The organism is Holdemania sp. 1001302B_160321_E10 (genome assembly GCF_015552275.1).
Taxonomy (GTDB): Bacteria; Bacillota_I; Bacilli_A; order Erysipelotrichales; family Erysipelotrichaceae; genus Holdemania.
Map to the genome: position 1 here is coordinate 68,731 of NZ_JADNEM010000011.1, position 18,429 is coordinate 87,159.

The 18,429-nt window shown below is 52.0% G+C and carries 14 protein-coding genes; 9 read left to right on the forward strand and 5 right to left on the reverse strand.

Annotated elements, in window-relative coordinates:
• Positions 1 to 339 precede the first annotated feature (339 nt).
• Complete coding sequence (locus tag I2D94_RS08510; protein ID WP_195396314.1) at positions 340 to 1,575, forward strand: helix-turn-helix domain-containing protein; 1,236 nt, start codon at positions 340 to 342, stop codon at positions 1,573 to 1,575.
• Positions 1,576 to 1,733: 158 nt separating this feature from the next.
• Here I2D94_RS08510 and I2D94_RS08515 read toward each other — a convergent pair whose 3' ends face one another.
• Positions 1,734 to 2,585 (reverse strand): VanW family protein, encoded by an 852-nt coding sequence (locus I2D94_RS08515; protein ID WP_195396315.1) that lies wholly within the window; start codon positions 2,583 to 2,585, stop codon positions 1,734 to 1,736.
• Between the two features lie 203 nt (positions 2,586 to 2,788).
• On the opposite strand from I2D94_RS08515, the gene I2D94_RS08520 reads away from it, so the two are divergent.
• Positions 2,789 to 4,168, forward strand: coding sequence for an aminopeptidase (locus I2D94_RS08520; protein ID WP_195396316.1), 1,380 nt, complete (start codon positions 2,789 to 2,791; stop codon positions 4,166 to 4,168).
• Between the two features lie 125 nt (positions 4,169 to 4,293).
• On the opposite strand, the gene I2D94_RS08525 is transcribed toward I2D94_RS08520, so the two are convergent.
• Entirely contained in the window at positions 4,294 to 4,854 is a 561-nt protein-coding gene (locus I2D94_RS08525) for a TetR/AcrR family transcriptional regulator (RefSeq protein WP_195396317.1), read from the reverse strand.
• A gap of 157 nt (positions 4,855 to 5,011) precedes the next feature.
• Between I2D94_RS08525 and I2D94_RS18575 the strand changes: the two genes are divergently transcribed.
• Positions 5,012 to 8,518 (forward strand): LPXTG cell wall anchor domain-containing protein, encoded by a 3,507-nt coding sequence (locus tag I2D94_RS18575; protein WP_195396318.1) that lies wholly within the window; start codon positions 5,012 to 5,014, stop codon positions 8,516 to 8,518.
• A complete protein-coding gene (locus I2D94_RS08535; RefSeq protein WP_072682868.1) occupies positions 8,515 to 9,102 on the forward strand; it encodes a class D sortase in 588 nt (195 codons plus the stop codon). The genes I2D94_RS18575 and I2D94_RS08535 overlap by 4 nt, the downstream gene beginning before the upstream one ends.
• Positions 9,103 to 9,308: 206 nt before the next feature.
• On the opposite strand, the gene I2D94_RS08540 is transcribed toward I2D94_RS08535, so the two are convergent.
• Complete coding sequence (locus tag I2D94_RS08540) at positions 9,309 to 10,670, reverse strand: sodium:alanine symporter family protein (protein WP_072682867.1); 1,362 nt, start codon at positions 10,668 to 10,670, stop codon at positions 9,309 to 9,311.
• A gap of 226 nt (positions 10,671 to 10,896) precedes the next feature.
• Between I2D94_RS08540 and I2D94_RS08545 the strand changes: the two genes are divergently transcribed.
• The 5 genes from I2D94_RS08545 (at position 10,897) to rhaD (ending at position 15,462) form a co-directional block, all read left to right on the forward strand.
• Positions 10,897 to 12,027: an alkaline phosphatase family protein gene (locus I2D94_RS08545; protein WP_195396319.1), complete on the forward strand. Its 1,131-nt coding sequence runs from the start codon at positions 10,897 to 10,899 to the stop codon at positions 12,025 to 12,027.
• Positions 12,014 to 12,820 carry a nucleoside phosphorylase gene (locus I2D94_RS08550; protein WP_195396321.1) on the forward strand — a complete coding sequence of 269 codons (807 nt, stop codon included), beginning with the start codon at positions 12,014 to 12,016 and terminating at the stop codon, positions 12,818 to 12,820. Before I2D94_RS08545 ends, I2D94_RS08550 begins: the two co-directional genes overlap by 14 nt.
• Positions 12,821 to 12,972: 152 nt before the next feature.
• The gene (rhaM, locus tag I2D94_RS08555) at positions 12,973 to 13,287 is read left to right on the forward strand and encodes an L-rhamnose mutarotase (RefSeq protein WP_195396323.1); all 315 of its coding nucleotides are present in this window, start codon (positions 12,973 to 12,975) and stop codon (positions 13,285 to 13,287) included.
• Between the two features lie 79 nt (positions 13,288 to 13,366).
• Entirely contained in the window at positions 13,367 to 14,635 is a 1,269-nt protein-coding gene (locus I2D94_RS08560; RefSeq protein WP_195396325.1) for an L-rhamnose isomerase, read from the forward strand.
• Positions 14,632 to 15,462 carry a rhamnulose-1-phosphate aldolase gene (gene rhaD / locus I2D94_RS08565; RefSeq protein ID WP_195396327.1) on the forward strand — a complete coding sequence of 277 codons (831 nt, stop codon included), beginning with the start codon at positions 14,632 to 14,634 and terminating at the stop codon, positions 15,460 to 15,462. Before I2D94_RS08560 ends, rhaD begins: the two co-directional genes overlap by 4 nt.
• A 434-nt stretch (positions 15,463 to 15,896) precedes the next feature.
• Here the strand turns inward: rhaD and I2D94_RS08570 are convergent, their stop codons facing one another.
• Positions 15,897 to 16,670: a response regulator gene (locus I2D94_RS08570; protein WP_195396329.1), complete on the reverse strand. Its 774-nt coding sequence runs from the start codon at positions 16,668 to 16,670 to the stop codon at positions 15,897 to 15,899.
• Entirely contained in the window at positions 16,648 to 18,357 is a 1,710-nt protein-coding gene (locus tag I2D94_RS08575) for a sensor histidine kinase (protein ID WP_195396331.1), read from the reverse strand. Before I2D94_RS08575 ends, I2D94_RS08570 begins: the two co-directional genes overlap by 23 nt.
• Positions 18,358 to 18,429 lie beyond the last annotated feature (72 nt).

Consider the following 18,429-nt stretch of genomic DNA (forward strand, 5'->3'; position numbering starts at 1 on the left):
AAATCCGAATTTCTCTCTTGAACTGTGAAGAAATTCAGTTGAAATTAGATCATAAGGATGAGGATAATTGTACTGACAGTATCTTTGTGCATAAGGGGGGGCTTCTATTTCTGCGGATAATGAAATAAATGAACATGAAGACTGGTGCTTTACACGCAATGAAGGTACTGAATTGGGGAAATGTTTGAATGATTCGGACGTGACTTCTGGAATGAGATCCGGTTATATTTTGTGCGAACATTAAAGATTTTCAGGCGAAAACAATTTAAAATACAGCTTTATCGTACTAGCTAAGTTAAGCCTTCTTTGTTATATTTAATTGAAAGAGGTGGGAGGAATATGGATGTAAGTAAATATCCAAGAGATAAAATTGGATTGCTTATTAAAATATCGCGCATGGAACAAGGCTTGGAAAGAGCGGAATTATCAGCAAGAACAGGCATCAATCTCTCTCAATTATTTCGTATCGAAAATGGCCAGAGCGTTTTAAATAATTATGAAATAGCTATATTATTTGATGAACTACTTATTGACAAGAAGCATTTTTCACAAAAAGATTCTTATCTTAATATGATATTTGATCAATATGTCGATAATTATATCTATGGATTAAAGCTGGATAATGAAATCCTTATGAAACAGGCTTACGAATTGGAATCTGATTATGAATGCTCGATCAATTATTACAAATGGGTATGTTTAAAATATTTTGATGGTGTAATTAGTCGACAAAATGACGATAAATTTCTAAGCCTTGAATCCATCATCGTTAAGGTTAAAGGTGGTTTTTTACCGATTGAGCAACAGTTATGTGGAATATTTTTGTCTTTGCGAAAAAGCAGGGAGTATAAGTATAACGAAGCAATTTCTATTTTAAACAGTTGTTTAAATAGTAATGATAATAAATTATTAGGAATAATCTATTACTATTTATTCACTAATTATACTCAAAATAATGAAAACGACTTGGCCTATTCTTTTCTGACTAAAGCGTTAGATCAATTTAAATTGGAAAATAACTTTATCGGAATAACAAAATGTATTTGTCATTTTGGAGTTTATTCTTCAAGAAAAGGGGCATATAAATTAGCTGAATCTTATTTTTACGAAGCAATTAAATTAGCCCGAATTTTGAATAAAGAAAATCTTATGGGGATTAGCTACTATAATCTATCTTGGTGTAAAATATGTGAAAAAAAATATGAAGATGTTTATCCTATGGCGGAGAAAGCAATGCAATATATTGATGATGGAGATTTATATTTCAATATTGCCTTCGCCTATTATAAATTGCGTAAAAGCAAAGATCTCATTATTGAATATATTGAGAAAGGTAAAACAAGAGTAAATAAAAAAAATATTCTATATGAAGAATTCAGTTATATAGAATATGCCTTAGATCATACAAAAGAAGAGACTGTAAGCTATTTGTATACCATGCTGCATAAGGTAGAGAAAAAGGCAAATCGTGATGATTGTTTCCTGTTATTTACGGAATTATTGGATTTGCTTGAAGAATTACACAGGACAGAAGAAGTTGTCATTATTCAGAAATCTCTAATGGAGTTATCATAAGTATAGGTTCTTCTCAAAAAAATTTCCCGGGAACTGCTTGGGAATAGTTTCTTTCTCTTCTTTTCATTAAATCGAAACAGAGGTTGTTACACTCTGTCTTATAAACTTAAAAACGCGCTTAAATCAGGCATAATTTTCCTGAAACGCGTTTTTTCTGCTTATTTTTGACGATTCCAGAAGCCGGATTCGCGGAATAATGCAGGGTCGATCAGCTTGGGATCGTACATCACCTTGGCATGGTTGACAATCAGTTCCTGATCAAACGCCACTTCCCCGCTGGCTTTGTTGATCGCCTTGCGCCGCACGATATTATGCCGGTAAGCGCCGTCTTTTTCCCAGGTGAAACCGCTGTCCTGTTCGTAGATATGATATTTCAGCGGCTGCGGATGATCGCAGCGCAGCTCGCCGCACAGATAGCGCTCGTTTGTTTCGATCACAAGCTGAAATGTATCGGACGTTCGGTTTTCGACCCGGTAATCTAGATAGTTATAAACGATAGAAGTCCCCGTTCCAAACGGCACCTGCCGGCCGAAATCCGGAAACAGATCAAACCGGCCGTGGTGATGATGCTCGGTAATCGTCAGGGAGCTGTGCAGTACCATCCAGTGAATCAGATTGGTCATCTGGCACATGCCGCCGCCGATGCCGGAGGACGGATGATTGCCGGAGATCGTCAATCCTTCCCGATATCCTTTTTCCGCCGTGCACTCTCCGACGCAATGCCAGAACGAAAACGTTTCGCCGGGTCGGATCAGTAAATGTGTGAGTCTGGGCGCAGCCAGAGCCAGATTTACCGCCTTGTTTTCCTGCAGCTGCTGATCAACCTCGCCCAGCTTTCGTCGGATCAGCGAATTATGCCGGTTGACGACGACCGGCAGGCACGCTTCGCTGTACGTTTGGGCAAAGTGAATTCGATGCATCTGATCCTGAAAATTCCGCTTGAAGATTTCTTTTTTCCGCGAAAGCGCATAGGCCCGCGGACCCAACTGATATAGATGTAATCGCCGCATTTCCAATTTTTCCCCCATTCCGTCTGATTCGGATCAGAGATTACCCAGCTTTCTTTCGATCCCCGGGGAAAGATTTGTTCAGATCTCTGAGTTTAGAATATCGTAACAGCTATATTTACAAATGTCAATGTAAGAAAACCCGGTTTTCCGCTTGTGTCCTGCGGGAGTTTGTTTATAATAATACACAGGAGGATTGTAATCGAATGAAAACAGTATGGAATAAAACGCAGGGTGAACAGCGCGAAGCCCTGTTTGCCTTCAACGAAGCGTATAAGCACTTTATTTCCGTATGCAAAACGGAACGGGAATGCGTGCGGGAAACGGTCCGGCTGGCAAAGGAAAACGGCTACCGGGATCTGAACGAGGTTCTGGCGGCAAACGCTAAAATCCAGGCCGGCGATAAGCTCTATGCCGTCAATAAAGATAAGGATATCGCACTGTTTGTGATCGGCAGTGAACCGCTGGAAGCGGGCATGAATATCGTCGGGGCGCACATCGACTCCCCGCGTCTGGATCTGAAGCAGCATCCGATCTATGAAGATCAGGGACTGACGCTGCTGGATACGCATTACTATGGCGGAATCAAAAAATACCAATGGGTCGCCCATCCGATGGCGCTGCACGGCGTCGTCTTCAAGAAAGACGGCACGCGGATTGAATTGAACATCGGCGAGGATGAAAACGATCCGGTTGTCGGCATCAGCGATCTGTTAGTGCATCTTTCCGCTGATCAGATGCAGAAGACCGGGGCGAAGGTCGTCGAAGGCGAAGACTTAAACGTATTGGTCGGAAGCATCCCGGCCGAGGGCGGCGAAGACGAAAAAGAGCCGGTCAAGAAAGCGATTCTGGCTCTGTTAAAAGAAAAATACAACATGGAGGAAGAAGATTTCCTGTCTGCGGAAATCGAAGTCGTTCCCGCGGGCAAAGCGCGCGATTACGGTCTGGACCGCGGTCTGATTTTAGGCTATGGCCATGACGACCGCGTCTGCGCCTATACCTCAGCACTGGCAACCTTTGCGATGGAAAATCCGCAGCGCACCAGCGTCTGCCTGTTGGTTGACAAGGAAGAAGTCGGAAGCAATGGCGCCAGCGGCATGCATTCCCATTTCTTTGAGAACATTGTCGCGGAGATTCTCAACGCAATGGGCGATTACAGCGAGCTGAAAGTCCGCCGCGCTCTGCAGAACAGTAAGATGTTAAGCAGCGACGTCAGCGCCGGCTATGATCCGAATTATCCGTCGGTCAATGAAATGAAGAATACGGCGTTCTTGGGCAAGGGCATCGTCTTCAACAAATACACCGGATCCCGCGGCAAGAGCGGATGCAACGACGCCAATCCGGAATTCATCGCCGAGCTGCGCCGGATCATGGACGAGGAAGACGTCATGTTCCAGACCGCTGAGCTGGGCCGCGTCGATCAGGGCGGCGGGGGAACGATCGCCTATATCCTGGCGAATTACAACATGGAAGTCATTGACGCCGGCATCGCCGTGCAGAATATGCACGCCCCATGGGAAGTCGTATCCAAAGCGGACGTCTATGAAGCCTACCGCGCTTATGTCGCATTCTTAAAGAAAGCATAAGCCTGAGATTACCTGAAAGCCAAATAAAACCGGTTTCCCTTCGTTCCGCAAATTGAGCGGAACGAAGGGAAACCGGTTTTTTCTGAGGTGAATAAGACATTTCATTTGCGAAATGAAATGAGAAGTTATTTTTCAGCCCACGACTTTCCCGGCGACAGAACGCCGCCCAGACCTTTGGCGATCAAGGTAAAATACCGCTCACGGTCCTTGGGACTGTCCGGAAATTTACCGTCGGCAACATTGACGGCCAGGTTCAGCGTGGTGTCGATGACAAACTCCCAGAAAACCTCGGACCGGATTAAAATTGCGCTTTTGTTTAACTCGACAAAATTGGTAAAAAAAGCGAAGGATTCAGTCTGGCCGCGCATGACGTCGTGAGTATAGAAGGAGGAATGGCGGAATTGTGAGTAGAATTTGGCGTGATCGCCATGCGACGCGAAATAACCGAAATACAAAAACCACAACTCGCGGATGCTCCGGCGCAGGGAAAACAACTTGACGTCTGCCTGTTTCAGCTGCTCGTCAACCTGTCTGTCAACATGATAAAAACACGCTGTTAACAGCTCCGGTTTGCTGTGAAAGTAATGAAAGATGCTGCCCTCGCTGATTCCGCATTCCTTTGCAATTCTGCGTGTGGACAAGTTCACCAGTCCTTCCCGGGCGGCTTGGGCGATTGTAATTTCCAAAATCTGTCCTGCGTCTATCGTTTGTTTTCTCATGGTTTTAGTATAGATGATTTTACTGAAAAATGCGATTAAAAACTGTATTTTGTCATAAATTGGTTCTTTCGCTATGATAAACTCATTGTTAAGCGCATGCTTAATAATGATTGAGGAGAGAAATATGAGGAAGTTATTCCAGTTTTTATGCTGCATCGGACTTTGCGTGCTGCCTCTGGAAGCGATGATGCCGCCCACAGTATCCGCAGAGGCCGCAGGGGATGGCGCAAAGTTAATCGAAAAGGTTGAACTTTTATGCGGAGATTCCGCGTTAAATAACGGAGACAGCGTCGCCGCAGAAGACGCGTTAATTTTACGCTACACGCTGAAACCACTGGAGGAATCCATGAATCTGCCGGGCAGCGAGTGGGACATCGCAATCCCGGAATATATCGAAAACAGTCATCCGAATCTGAATCAGGAAATCAAGATTGACGGGCAGACGGTAGCGCACGTCACTGCCGGGGCGCAGAAGGATCAGATCAAGCTTGTCTTCGAAGAAGATCTGGGCGTCCTGCCAATTTATGCAATGAATTTTGAATTCAGCGCCAGATTGGACATGGATGAAATCGGCGGCCGGCAGGATGTGGAAATGAGTTTAGGGACAGACCGCTCCATTCGCCTGACCATTGCAGACAATGCCCTCAAGGATCCGGCCGTTACCGCAAAAAGCGGCGTCTATGAGAATTCCGGGACGATTGTCTGGACAGTTTCGTTAAGCAGGCAAATCGCGCCGTTTGATGAGGAACAGAATGCTCCGCAATATACGACGGGATTTCTGTTTTGCGATGAACTGACAGCGAAGCAGACCTATGTCGACAATTCGCTGACACTGAAAGTCGGTTCGCAGCAGACGCATCCTGCAGTTCAGGTCGACGGGCAGACGCTGCGGGTCACACTTGACCAGCCATTAAGTCAGGATGCAGTGATCACATACAAGACCATACCATCCCCCGCGGTGTTTATCGGTGACGATGGTCAGCTGGCAGATCCTTCCAAAGGGATGACCGTGACCAATACGGCCCAGCTCTGGCAGCCGGACGGCTCGGCAAAACTGTCCGAGGCGCAGGGGGAGGTGCGGGTCAAGGGCGACAGCTGGCTGATGAAAACCGGCGAAAGTTATGATCTTGTCAACAAGACGATGACCTGGAAGCTCGTCGTGCATACCCAGTCGCTGCCTTTTAACACGATTACCCTTTACGACGAATTGGAAGATCGCTTGAGCTTCAGCGCAGCGGACGCCAACGTTACGGTGAACGGAAATTCCGTTCCCTCTGAGGTTTTGTTAAATCCTGCCTTTGATGGGCGAAGCGGCGGTGATCAGAAACTGCTGACGATCAATCATCCGCAGGAAGCCGAATACGTGATCACCTATCTCACGCACTTTGATCTCGATCTGACAGCGCAGAACGTCAATACAAATCTGAACAACAAGGCGTGGCTGCAGATGAACTGGGATCCGGACGGCGCCGGTCCGGAACCAGCCCGCGATTACGGCACGCCGGTCATTGAAAAAAACCACAAGCTGCCGACCAGCGTTGTTGAAAAATCCGCGAGCTACAATGCCGCGACCCGCCGGATTACCTGGACAGTGACGCTGAATAAGAATCTTCTGGATGTTCAGGATGGAACGATTATTGATACCTTGACCACGGCCAATCAGAAATATATCGGCAACGCTCAGGTGATCACGCCGAAAACAGGGTATACGATCACAATCAATCCGCTGGCTGATAAGACAACTGAGACGACACAGGATTATGAGATTCTGATCGCCAACGCTGACGGTCAGACGAATACCTTTAACGAAATGATTGTGTTCCAGTATGAAACCGAAGCGACCGATCCGCTGTTCTATGCGGATAATGCGAAAATGAAATTTCATAACAAGGTGGCCTTCGGTTCCGATGCCATTCCGACGTTGACCGCCTCCGGCCAGCCACAGTTTTCCAGCACAGTGCTTCAGAAGAGCGTGGAAGGTTATGATTATCAAACTCATGAACTTCGCTGGAAGATTGTCGTCAATCAAAACGGTACCGAGCTGACAGATGTTCGGGTTAAGGATGCGCTGCCGGAGTATCTGCGGTATGTGGAAAACAGTCTGACTGTCCGGTATGCTTCACAAAACAAAGATGTTCCGATGACGCCGGTGATTGTGAATAACGAGCTTCAGATCGATCTGGGCACGCTGCATGAACAGGTCACACTGACTTTTAACACGGTGTTGGACGTGAATGCGACGAATCTGCCCGAGGGGTTCCGGTTTGATCAATCCAATACATCCAGCGACGCGAACGCTTTGTTAAAGCTGACGAACACCGCTGTTCTGGAAAAGCAGGAAGGCGAGCCAGTCAGCCACGGGACCAAGCTTGAGATCGCCAATACGGCATTTGACAAATCGAGCGTCGTTCACAGCGATCAATACACCGTCGACTATACGATCAAAATCAACCAGGCCGGGGCAGATCTCAGTACGGTCTGCCCGGACGGTCTTGTCATCACCGATACAATGAGTGAGGAATTACTTCTGGATCCCGACAGCGTTGTTTTAAAGCAAGCTGAAATTCAAGCCAACGGCGATTTCAAGGAAACGGATACGATTGAAGGAACAGCCGTTCAGGTCAATGGCAATCAGGCGGTGTTTATGCTGCCTGCCGCGCTGGATCTCAACGGTTCCTATGTGCTGCACTATTCGGCCTTTGTCAACGTCGCCGCCAAAGGTGAGTTTGCGCTGTCCAACCTGGCCGGGATGGGAGATCAGAGCAGCGGTTTGGCCAACAGCGATGCAATCCAGTTCCAGTCGAAATATTCCGCCGGTTCGGCGATGCGGATCCCCGGACGCGCCAGTCTGGAGCTGACGAAAACCGCAGCGGATGACAATACGCCGGTCACGGGGGCCGAATATGGTCTGTACGCAAAAAATGCCGCGGGCGAAACCTACCTGATGCAGAAGGTCGTCACCAACAGCGAGGGCAAAGCGCTGTTTACCGCGCTGAAAACAAAGGCGGGCGAGAACGAATATGTAGTGAAGGAATTGAACGCACCGCAGGGATTTGTGCTCGATACTACGGAATATCCAGTGACAATCACCGCGAAAGCGGGGACGATTCAGCTTTTGAAGGTCAGCGATGCGCGGCTGCGTGGGGAGGTTGTCTTCCTGAAACAAGATCAGTATGGCAAGCCGGTCTCCGGCGCGCTCTTTGCGATTTATAAAACGGAAAGCGGCAGCTTTGATGAAACGACGCAGCTTTCCCAGGCTGCCAGCGACGATCACGGCCAGGTTCATTTCACGGATCTGGAACTGGGCCAGACCTATGTGATCGCAGAGCTGAGCGCTCCGCAGGGGTATGAGAAAACGGACGAATTGTTTGAGGTTACGGTCGACGCCGACGGTGTTGCCAGTGCGCTGAGAGGTCAGGAAAGCGGTTTGGAAATTCACGCTGTGATCAATCAGAAACATCCGGCCCCGCCAGCTCCAGAACAACCAGAATCTGAAACGCCGGCGTCTTCGGCCCCGGCAGCCGTTCTGCCTTATACCGGAGATCGGGAGTTTGTGCTGGCACTGGCCGGCGGCTTCATTCTGATTGCCGCGGGACTGGCGCTGACATTGAAAAAGCGCCGCCACGGATGAAAGCGAAAATTTTCGGACTGATCCTGTTGGGCGCCGGGATTCTTCTGGTTTCCACGACGGTAGGCAGCCGGATTCTGGAACTGAAGCAACGGGAAGCGCTGATTGCGCAGACCCGCAGGACTCAGGGGATTCACGAAGAAGCGCAGACAACAGAATTCATGGATGACGATGCCCGATTCTCGTTCGCGGACGGCCCGGCGCTGCTGCGGATTCCGTCGCTGGATCTGGAGGAAGCGGTGTGCGAAGGCACCGCGGCGCAAACACTGAGGATAAGTCTGGGTCACATGGAAAATACCGGGGAACCGGGCGGTCCGGGCAACTGCGTGATCGCCGGTCACCGCAATGTCGTGGGTGGTTTCTTTCACGATCTGCCTTCAATCGCAATCGGCGCTGAAATCATCCTTCAACAAGGCAGCAGTTCGGTGGTTTATGAGGTCTATCAAACCCTGACCGTAACGCCGCAGGACAATTCTGTGCTGCTGAGCGATGGGACGGGTCAGCTGACGCTCATCACCTGCAGCTCGGCGATCGAACCGACGCATCGCTTCGTTGTCCAGGCCCGGCTGAAAACGACAGACTCATAAATTGCGAAAGCGATCCTCCTTCATTAACGATACTTAATAATGAAATGATTGACACGAAAAGCTCTTTTTCTTCTGCCTGAGGAAAAAGAGCTTTTGTTGTTTCGAACCCGCGGCAGAAACCTGAAAAAAAAACGAAACGCCGCAATCCTGCAGGATTATAACGTTTCGTTCCTCATGGGGTCTGGTTTAATTGTGTCTTGTTCAGATCATTCCATATCCGGATCGGTTTCGTCCAGATGGCCTTCATCCAGATAATACCGCGTATCTTTGACGATGACCTGGGTCAGAAGCAGCACGGCGATCAGATTCGGAATCGCCATCAGGCCATTCAGTGTGTCCGCGATCGTCCACACCAGATCAAGCTTCATCGTGCAGCCCAGATACAGCACGACGATCCACAAAACACGGTACGGCTTCAAGATCTTCTTACCAAATAAATACTCCATGCATCGTTCGCCATAATAACTCCATCCCAGAATCGTCGAGTAGGCGAACGTCAGGATGCCGAAGATCAACAGCGGCGTGCCGATGACGGGAATCTGCGCGAAGCACAGCGTTGTCAGTTCGCCGCCCTCCAGGCCGATCGTGGAGATCGCCGGGTTGGCGAGGATGCTGGAAACGAGCACCAGGCCGGTGATCAGGCAGACGACGACAGTGTCCCAGAACGTGCCGGTCGAGGAGATCAATGCCTGACGGACCGGATTGCGCGACTGGGCTGCGGCGGCGACGATCGGCGCCGACCCCATCCCGGATTCATTGGAGAACAAACCGCGTGCGCAGCCATACCGGCAGGCCGTCATGATCGTGCTGCCGATAAACCCGCCGGCCATCGCCCGGGGCGTAAATGCCGCCTGCAGAATCAGCTCGATCGCCGGAAGCAGATACGCCCGGTTATAATACAGAATGTAGAAGCAGCCCAGCGTATAAAATAACGACATGAACGGAACCAGCTTCTCGCACACGTTGGCGATCGACTTGACGCCGCCGAAGATGACTAAGAACGTCACGGCCGCCAGCACCAGACCGACCAGCGAAGCGTTGAAATGAAAATTGGTAACCAGCGCGTCGGCAATCGCATTGGATTGGACGCTGCAGCCGATGCCAAACGCCGCCAGCCCGGTTAACAGCGCGAACGCCACGCCCAGTTTGGGATGGCCGATTTTTTCCAGCACGACCATCGCGCCGCCCAGATAGGTGCCGTCTTCCGTTTTGCGGCGGTATTTGACGGCGATCAGACTTTCCGCATACTTAGTGGCGATGCCGAACAACCCGGTCAGCCATGTCCACAGCACTGCGCCCGGCCCGCCGGAAACGATTGCGGTCGCCACGCCGATGATGTTGCCGGTGCCGATCGTGGACGCCAGCGCTGTCGTCAGCGCCGCGAACGGACTGATATCCCCCTCGGTTTTATCCGGCGTGACCGATAATTTGATTCCCTTGAAGACCCAGCGCTGCACGCCGCGGGTGCGGACGGTCATCCACAGATGCGTGCCCAAAAGCAGAAGAATCAACGGCGGCCCCCACAGTACCGCGTTGAACTGACTGAAAATCTCATTTAATAATTCCATAATTCTAATCCCTCACCGATCTATTTTACCTCGGCGCAGGGGAATCGAAAAGTAAAAGTTATCGGGAACAGATAATTTTCATCGCAAAACCTTTGTTCTTTCCCTTGGGATTGAGTAAAATGAAGATCAGAGAAGCCGGTTGAGATTGCGGCGGCAGAGTTTTCAAGTTCTGTTCGCCAAGCGCAGAACGGCGGCTTGCATTTGAGAAAAAAGGAGGTTTAAGTCTATGGAATTGATAAAACCCGATTACCGCAAAGGAATCTTGAGCGTGATCAACGCCTGGCGGCAGCAGCTTGGATTGAGCGTCCATCACCCGGCGGATCCGCAGGTGAGCGCCTGGCTGGCTGACCATCAGTGGAATCAGATCGTCGTGCTGTTGATCGACGGGATGGGCGCCCGGCTGTTGGAAACCAAACTGGAAAAGGACAGCTTTCTGCGGACGCATCAGCTCAAGGAAGTGACGACGGTCTATCCTTCAACCACCTCGGCCGCGACGACCAGCGTGCTCAGCGGGAAATCCCCGGCGGAAAACGGCTGGATCGGCTGGCATCAATATTTTAAGGAACTGGATGATTCCTTGATTCTGTTCATGAACCGCAGCTATTACGGAGAGCGAAGCTATCTCGATTACTCGTATACGCATATCCCGTTTCTGAATCAGAAGGAAGAGCTGATCCGGCAGGGGAAAACGGCGCTGGAGCTGTATCCCGCTTTCCGCGAAGGCGGGGCGCACAGCTTCGATGAATTGTGCGATCAAATCGCCACGCACAGCCAGGCTCAGGACGCGCAGTTCATCTATGCCTATTGGGATCATTTCGATTCCCTGATGCATGTGAAAGGTCCCTCGGATCCGGCGTGTACGGAGGAATTGAAGCAGATCGACGCGCGCTGCCGCAGGTTGGCCAGCGAGCTGGATCCGCGGACGGGCCTGATCATCATCGCTGATCATGGACAGGTCGACGTCGACAACATCAACCTGAAAGAGGATCCTGAGCTGCTGGACTGTCTGCGCTTTGGTCCGACGGTGGAGCCGCGCGGCACAGCGTTCTTTGTGAAGGATGGACGGCTGGCGGAGTTCATGGAAAAGTTTGAACGGAAATATGGCGACCGGTTCGTATTGAAACCCTCGCAAACCTGGCTGGACGAAGGACTGTTCGGTCCGGGTCCGATCCATCCGCGGACGCGGGAATTCCTCGGCGATGTTTTCGCGGTTGCGATCGGTTCCAGCTGCCTTGGTCTGTGGGAAAACGGGAAGCCGCCGTTTAAGGGCCAGCACGCGGGACTGGGTGTGGAGGAAATGATGATTCCGGTGATTCTGGCCGCGCGGGAATCGGAGGATCCAGATGCGTTGGTTTGATCCGGAAGACCGCAGCGAAGCGGTGATCACGGCCCAGCGGCATGTGAAAAGCAGTCACGGTACCTCAGCGCCGCCAGTTCTGCCGGAGGTGTGCGTGCTGTTTGAAATGGGGCGGGCGCTCGATCAGCTGCGTCAGGATTATCCCTGTGAGGTGATCAGTGAACATCTGCCCTGTTTTCTGGATAATCCGCCGTGTCTGAGATTGCGGAATGCTCCGCGTGTCTGCTTTACGAAAGGCGGCTATGGCGCGCCGGCGGCGGTCGATACGCTGGAAACCGTGGTGGCGCTCGGCGTAAAGAAGGTGATCGTCGCTGGCTTGTGCGGCGTTTTCGATCCCCGGGCGCAGGTGGGGGACGTTCTGATTCCGGCGCGGATTTACAGTGAGGAAGGCACGTCCAGACATTATGCTGAAAACTGCGAATGGGCGGGGGCCGATCCTGCGCTGCGCGCTTTTCTGAATCAGGCGATGGCGAAGACGCTGCCGGTCAAGTCTCTGGATACCGTGACCACCGATGCGGTGTATCGCCAGACGATGAACAAGGAGGCGGCCTGGCGTGCGCTGGGCTGCGCCGGGGTCGACATGGAAGCCGCCGCCCTGCTTCAGGTCTGCGCGGTTTACGGCATCCCGGCCGCGGCGATGTTGTTGGCGTCGGACGGTCATCCGCTGCCTGAGACCAAAGCCGGCGGCTGGCGCTGGGGCAGCGTGAACTTCGCCGAGGTCAGAAAACGCTACATCAATCAGGTCATTCAGGCCGGTATGCGGCTGGCTGAAGAATGCTGGACTGAGGAATAACGGAAATTCCTGTCCTGTCAATACTGTACTTCTTATCGCTTCGCTGCTTTTCCTGAAAAAACAGCGAAGCTTTTTACTTTTCCCGCTTGATTTCTGCTATACTGAAACTGGAAAAGAAAGCGGAGGAAGAGGCGCGGAAAGGGGCAGTCAAAATGATTCGCAAAGCGTTTAAAATGAAGTTGTACCCCGGCAAGGAAGCAGAATACAAACGGCGGCATGATCAGCTGTGGCCGCAGATGAAGCAGATGATCCACGACTATGGCGGGCATGAATATTCGATCTTTCTCGATCCCAAAACGCTGACGTTGTTCGCGGTGTTAGAGATTGAGGACGAGGAGCGCTGGGCGGCTTCGGCGCAAACGGAAATCTGCCGGAAGTGGTGGGATTCGATGGCGGAGTTGATGGAAACCAACCCGGACAACAGCCCGGTCAGCGTGGACTTAATCCCGGTGTTCTATTTGAAATAACAGGAATAAGGAGAGGATCAGATCATGACGCAACGTCCTGATGGCAGATCTCGATATTCTTCATAAGGAGGGAAAAAACATGACGGTTTCATCAGAAAAATTCCGGCTGGCCGCTGCGGATTACGCGCTTCTGGGAGTTGACGTGGAAGCGGCGCTGAACACGCTTGCCGGAATTCCCATCTCGATTCATTGTTGGCAAGGCGACGATGTGATCGGCTTCGACGGGGCCGGGGCGGTCTCCGGCGGGATTCAGGCAACCGGCAATTATCCCGGCCGCGCGCGGAATTTCGCACAGCTGAAGCAGGATATTGAAACGGCGCTGCACTTGCTCCCTGGAAAGCATCGGCTGAATCTGCATGCCAGCTATGCCGTATTTGAGCCTGGCCAAAAAGTGGACCGCGATCAGCTGAAGCCGGAGCATTTCCAGCCGTGGATCGCTTTCGCGAAGGAAAACGGACTGGCGCTGGACTTCAATCCGACGCTGTTCGGACATCCGCTGGCGGAGGCTGCGACGCTTTCCAGCGAAGATGAAGCAATCCGGCAGTTCTGGATCCGCCATTGTCAAACCTGCATCAAAATCGCTGAAGCTTTCGCGGATCAACTGGAAGACACAAGTCTGGTCAACATCTGGATTCCCGACGGATTAAAGGATATTCCAGCCGACCGGACTTCTCCGCGCGCCCGGTTAAAAGCTTCGCTCGATCAGATTCTGGCGCTGGATTATGACCGCTCGAAGGTGAAGATTGCCGTGGAATCGAAGGTGTTCGGCATCGGGATCGAAAGCTACACCGTCGGCTCGCACGAATTTTACATGAATTATGCCGCACAGAATCAGCTGCTTTGTCTGTTGGATTCCGGGCATTACCATCCAACGGAAATGATCAGCGATAAAATTTCGTCGATGTTGTTGTTCAGTGATGAGCTGGCGCTGCACATCAGCCGGCCGGTGCGCTGGGACAGCGATCACGTCGTGCTGTACGACGATGAAACGCGGCAGATTGCTCAGGAAATCATCCGCAATGACGTCCGCCGGATCCGCATCGCAACCGATTATTTTGACGCCAGCATCAACCGGATCGCGGCGTGGGCAATCGGCGTGCGCAGTGTCCGCAAAGCGCTGCTCAACGCCCTGTTAATGCCGCAGGCAACGTTGGCTGAGCTGCAAAGACAGCGCCGTTTCACCGAACTGATGGCGCTGCAGGAACAGCTGAAAATGGCGCCGCTGGGGGCGGTTTGGGAGACTTTCTGTCAACGTCAGGGCGTACCGGGCGAGCAGGAATGGCTGAGAGTCGTACAGGACTATGAACGTCGTGTTCTGGCAAAACGGGAGGAAGAGGAACAAGGATGAAATGTTTGGAAACACCCTGGATGCAGGGAATGATTCGGATGTGCGGCGACGGCTTCCGGCAAGGATGGCACGAGCGCAACGGCGGCAATCTGTCGTACCGCATCCCGCAGACCGAGCTTGAGACGATTCACAATCAGCTGGATTTTGGCCAGCCCTGGCAGCCGATCACGGCCAAGGTGCCGGGGTTGGCCGGCGAGTTCTTCGCCGTGACGGGAAGCGGCAAATATATGCGCAACGTCGAGCTGAATCCGGCCGCCAATCTGGCGATCATCGAGATCAGCGCCGACGGCACGCAGTACCGGATTGTCTGGGGCTTGACCGAAGGCGGAAGACCGACCAGCGAGCTGCCGACGCATCTTATGAATCATGAGGTGAAAAAACGCGTCACGCAGGGGAAGCACCGTGTGATCTATCATGCCCATCCAGCCAACCTGATCGCCCTGACGTTTATCCTGCCTTTGGAACCTGCGGTCTTTACGCGGGAGCTGTGGGAAATGGCGACGGAATGTCCGGTCGTGTTTCCAGAGGGGGTCGGCGTGGTGAAATGGATGGTGCCGGGCGGCCGGGCGATCGCCGAGGTGACGAGTGTGCAGATGGAACAGGTGAACGCCGTCGTCTGGGCGCATCATGGATTGTTCTGTTCAGGAACAGATTTTGATGAAACGTTCGGCTTGATGCACACGATTGAGAAGTCTGCCGAGATTTTGATCAAGGTGCTTTCCGTCACTCCGCATAAGCGGCAGACGATCACAACGGAGGATTTCATTGCGCTGGCCGAAGATTTTCACGTCACGCTGAACCCTCAGGCGCTGCATCAAAACGACTGAGCGGCTGTCCGGCGGATCAAATTTCAGGAATAAGTTTAAAATGAAGTTTTCCAAGTCAGGCTTTGCAAGGAAATAATATTGAAATAAGAAACGATGAAGTAATGAAAAAAGGGAACGGAAGTCAACGATCGGATGAAGGATCTTGAATGTTCGTTCCCTTTATCATTTTGCGAATCGTAAGAATTAAGCCCGGATCTCAGAAATAATATTTCTGCATTCTTTGTAAAAACTTGCGGGTAATCGGATAACCGGAGGACTCGCCGATGACGGAATCCATGCCGCAATAAGGACAAACGGCCGTCCCTGCCGGATCGTCGATCCACTCCGTGATTTTCCGGGGATCGAAAATGGCAGGACATTAGAAACATCCGCAGCGCTGATCCTGGAGTCACTGCGCTTTGTAATGCACGGAGAAAACATGAGCTTTTTCAAGATCATTCATGACGGGAATCCTCCGACGTTTGTTTTTCTTCCTTCATCATCTGGCGGCATTGCTGGGGACTGAGACCGAAGCGGTTTTTGAATACCCGGCAGAAATAATGCTGCGACGTGAAGCCGCACTGTTCGGCGATTTCCCACATCAGATACGGCTCTGGACTCAGCAGCATCGTCCGCGCCTTCGTCAGCCGTTTTTCGTTGATCAGTTCGCTGAACGTACAGTTGACCTCTTCTTTGATGATCCGCGACAGATAGGAAGCGGAAACATGAAATTGTTCAGAGAGCTGATTGAGCGAAAACTCGCTGTCCGTCGCCCGGCGATCAATTTCCTGCAGCACCTGCGTGATCATCCGGCGGTCCTGATGCTGCGGGACCACGATCCGGGAGGTTGTGATCTCCTGCTGGAGCATCGCCGCGCAGCGATCCAGCACGGCGCTGAGCTGTTCCTCAGTGACCGGCTTCAACAAGTAATCGACGACATGGTAGCGGCATGCTTTCTGCGCGTACTCAAAGTCGCTGTAGCCGGAGATGATCACAAATCGCAGCCGCGGATCCTCGTGGTAGCGCTCAATGACTTCCAGACCGCTGACTAACGGCATGTTGATATCCATGAAGACGATCGACGGCCGCAGCTGTTCGATCATCGCACACGCTTCTTCTCCCTGGGCCGCGGCGCCCACCACTTCCATATCCTTTCGGCAGTGGCCGATCATCTTGGTCAAGCCCCGCCGGGTCATCGCTTCATCGTCACAAATCAATACTTTCCACATCATATTCCTCCTCAATCGCCGGAATCCGCACCGTAACCACCGTGCCCTGTCCGCTTACGCTGTCCAGTGTCAGTCCGTAGTCCTTGCCATAGGTTAAACGAATCCGCTGGTGGACGTTGACCAGGCCGAAGCCCAGACTGCTTTTTCCCGTGTCGAACGCCCGGCGCAGCTGGCCGAGCGTTTCGGAGTCCATTCCCACACCGTTGTCGCTGACCTTCATCTCCACATCTTTGCCGATGCGGCGCGCCTGAATCGACAGCGTACACGGATGCGGGCACGGCTTGATGCCATGCGCAACCGCGTTTTCCGCCAGCGGCTGCAGCAGCAGCTTCAGCATTAACAACGATTGCGTTTCAGGCGAAGCTTCAATCGTGAAATCAAACTGATCCGCAAACCGCATTTTCTGAATTTCCAGATAATACCGGACATGATCCAGCTCGCGCGGCAGAGGAATGAACTCGTCGCCGCGGCTCAGGGAAATCCGGTAAAAGCTGGATAACGTGCTGATCAGCTGAAGCATGTCTTCATCGTTGTGATCATAAGCCATCCAATGCAGCATATCGAGCGTGTTGTAGAGAAAGTGCGGGTTGATCTGAGCTTGCAAGATCCGCAGCTCGGCCCGCCGTTTTGCTTTTTCCTGATCGATCAGCTGGTTCATCAGTCGCTGGATCTGGGCCGTCAGCTTGTTGAAGGAGCGGGCCAGCGTTGCGATTTCATCACCGCCCTGTTCCGCGGCCCGGATGCTCAGATCGCCGGTCCCGGCCTGATCCATCGTCGCGCACAGCTGAGCCAGCGGCCGGCTGATCGTGCGGGAAAGCAGGATCGCCGCGAAGATCGTCACGCCTAACAAGACGATCCATACCATCGCCAGCGTTCCCAATAAAGAATAGGTGTTCTGCATCAAGACGGAACGCGGCACCTGCGTACATAAAAACCAATCCTCCGTCATCGGGATCGGCGTAAAGTAGAAAAACGAACTGCCGTCCGAGACATAACGGGTGGATGTCGGCGGATCCACTTTCAGATGCTCGGCGAACTGCGCCAGCTTCGCGCTGCTCAGCGCTTCCGGCAGCACGGTGTAGTTGCGTCCCTCGCTGTCCATAATCCACGATACCCCGTCATAGAAGTCAATCCCCTGCGCCAGCTCCGTCAGCCGGTTGAGCGCGATCGCGCCGTTGATGAAACCATACGGAACACCGTCTTTGCGCAGCGGATAACAGATCAGGGCAATCGGGGCGTTGTCGGTCTTGGAGGTGACCGGTTCGCTCAGAATAAATGGTTCATCACCGGTCATTGCACGTTCAAAATAATCGCGGCCGGATACGTCGATCGTCTTATCCTGGGCCACCCAGCCGATCCCATCGCGCATGCCGATGGCGAAGGTGCCCCATTGATTGCCATAGCGCTGTCCGACGTCGGCGTTGAGCGTTTCGACAAACGGCCGGATGCGGTCAAAATCCATCGACTGCACCGCCGGGCTGAGCGCGATGATTTCCAGTTCGCTGACACGCTGGGCCAGCCAGTCGCCGGCTTCGCGGGCTTTGGCGTCGAACAGCTGGACGCTGGTGGAGGAGACCAGCTGTTGATTGGCATGGGAAACGGTCAGGTATACAAGGCTCATCAAAACCGCAAAGGCGGCGGTGATCAGCGCGCTGAATGTCACGATCATTCGGGTTTTAAATTTCATGGGGATCACCTCAGGTTGATAAAGTACAAATTTTCGAAAATTTGTGCAAATACAAACAAGTCCTGCCGGGCT

What these genes read in the sequence shown, in the direction of transcription:
- I2D94_RS08510 (WP_195396314.1), top strand. Translation starts at nt 340, where the DNA reads ATGGATGTAAGTAAATATCCAAGAGATAAAATTGGATTGCTTATTAAA.
- I2D94_RS08515 (WP_195396315.1), bottom strand. Translation starts at nt 2,585, where the DNA reads ATGCGGCGATTACATCTATATCAGTTGGGTCCGCGGGCCTATGCGCTT.
- I2D94_RS08520 (WP_195396316.1), top strand. Translation starts at nt 2,789, where the DNA reads ATGAAAACAGTATGGAATAAAACGCAGGGTGAACAGCGCGAAGCCCTG.
- I2D94_RS18575 (WP_195396318.1), top strand. Translation starts at nt 5,012, where the DNA reads ATGAGGAAGTTATTCCAGTTTTTATGCTGCATCGGACTTTGCGTGCTG.
- I2D94_RS08535 (WP_072682868.1), top strand. Translation starts at nt 8,515, where the DNA reads ATGAAAGCGAAAATTTTCGGACTGATCCTGTTGGGCGCCGGGATTCTT.
- I2D94_RS08540 (WP_072682867.1), bottom strand. Translation starts at nt 10,670, where the DNA reads ATGGAATTATTAAATGAGATTTTCAGTCAGTTCAACGCGGTACTGTGG.
- I2D94_RS08545 (WP_195396319.1), top strand. Translation starts at nt 10,897, where the DNA reads ATGGAATTGATAAAACCCGATTACCGCAAAGGAATCTTGAGCGTGATC.
- I2D94_RS08550 (WP_195396321.1), top strand. Translation starts at nt 12,014, where the DNA reads ATGCGTTGGTTTGATCCGGAAGACCGCAGCGAAGCGGTGATCACGGCC.
- rhaM (WP_195396323.1), top strand. Translation starts at nt 12,973, where the DNA reads ATGATTCGCAAAGCGTTTAAAATGAAGTTGTACCCCGGCAAGGAAGCA.
- I2D94_RS08560 (WP_195396325.1), top strand. Translation starts at nt 13,367, where the DNA reads ATGACGGTTTCATCAGAAAAATTCCGGCTGGCCGCTGCGGATTACGCG.
- rhaD (WP_195396327.1), top strand. Translation starts at nt 14,632, where the DNA reads ATGAAATGTTTGGAAACACCCTGGATGCAGGGAATGATTCGGATGTGC.
- I2D94_RS08570 (WP_195396329.1), bottom strand. Translation starts at nt 16,670, where the DNA reads ATGTGGAAAGTATTGATTTGTGACGATGAAGCGATGACCCGGCGGGGC.
- I2D94_RS08575 (WP_195396331.1), bottom strand. Translation starts at nt 18,357, where the DNA reads ATGAAATTTAAAACCCGAATGATCGTGACATTCAGCGCGCTGATCACC.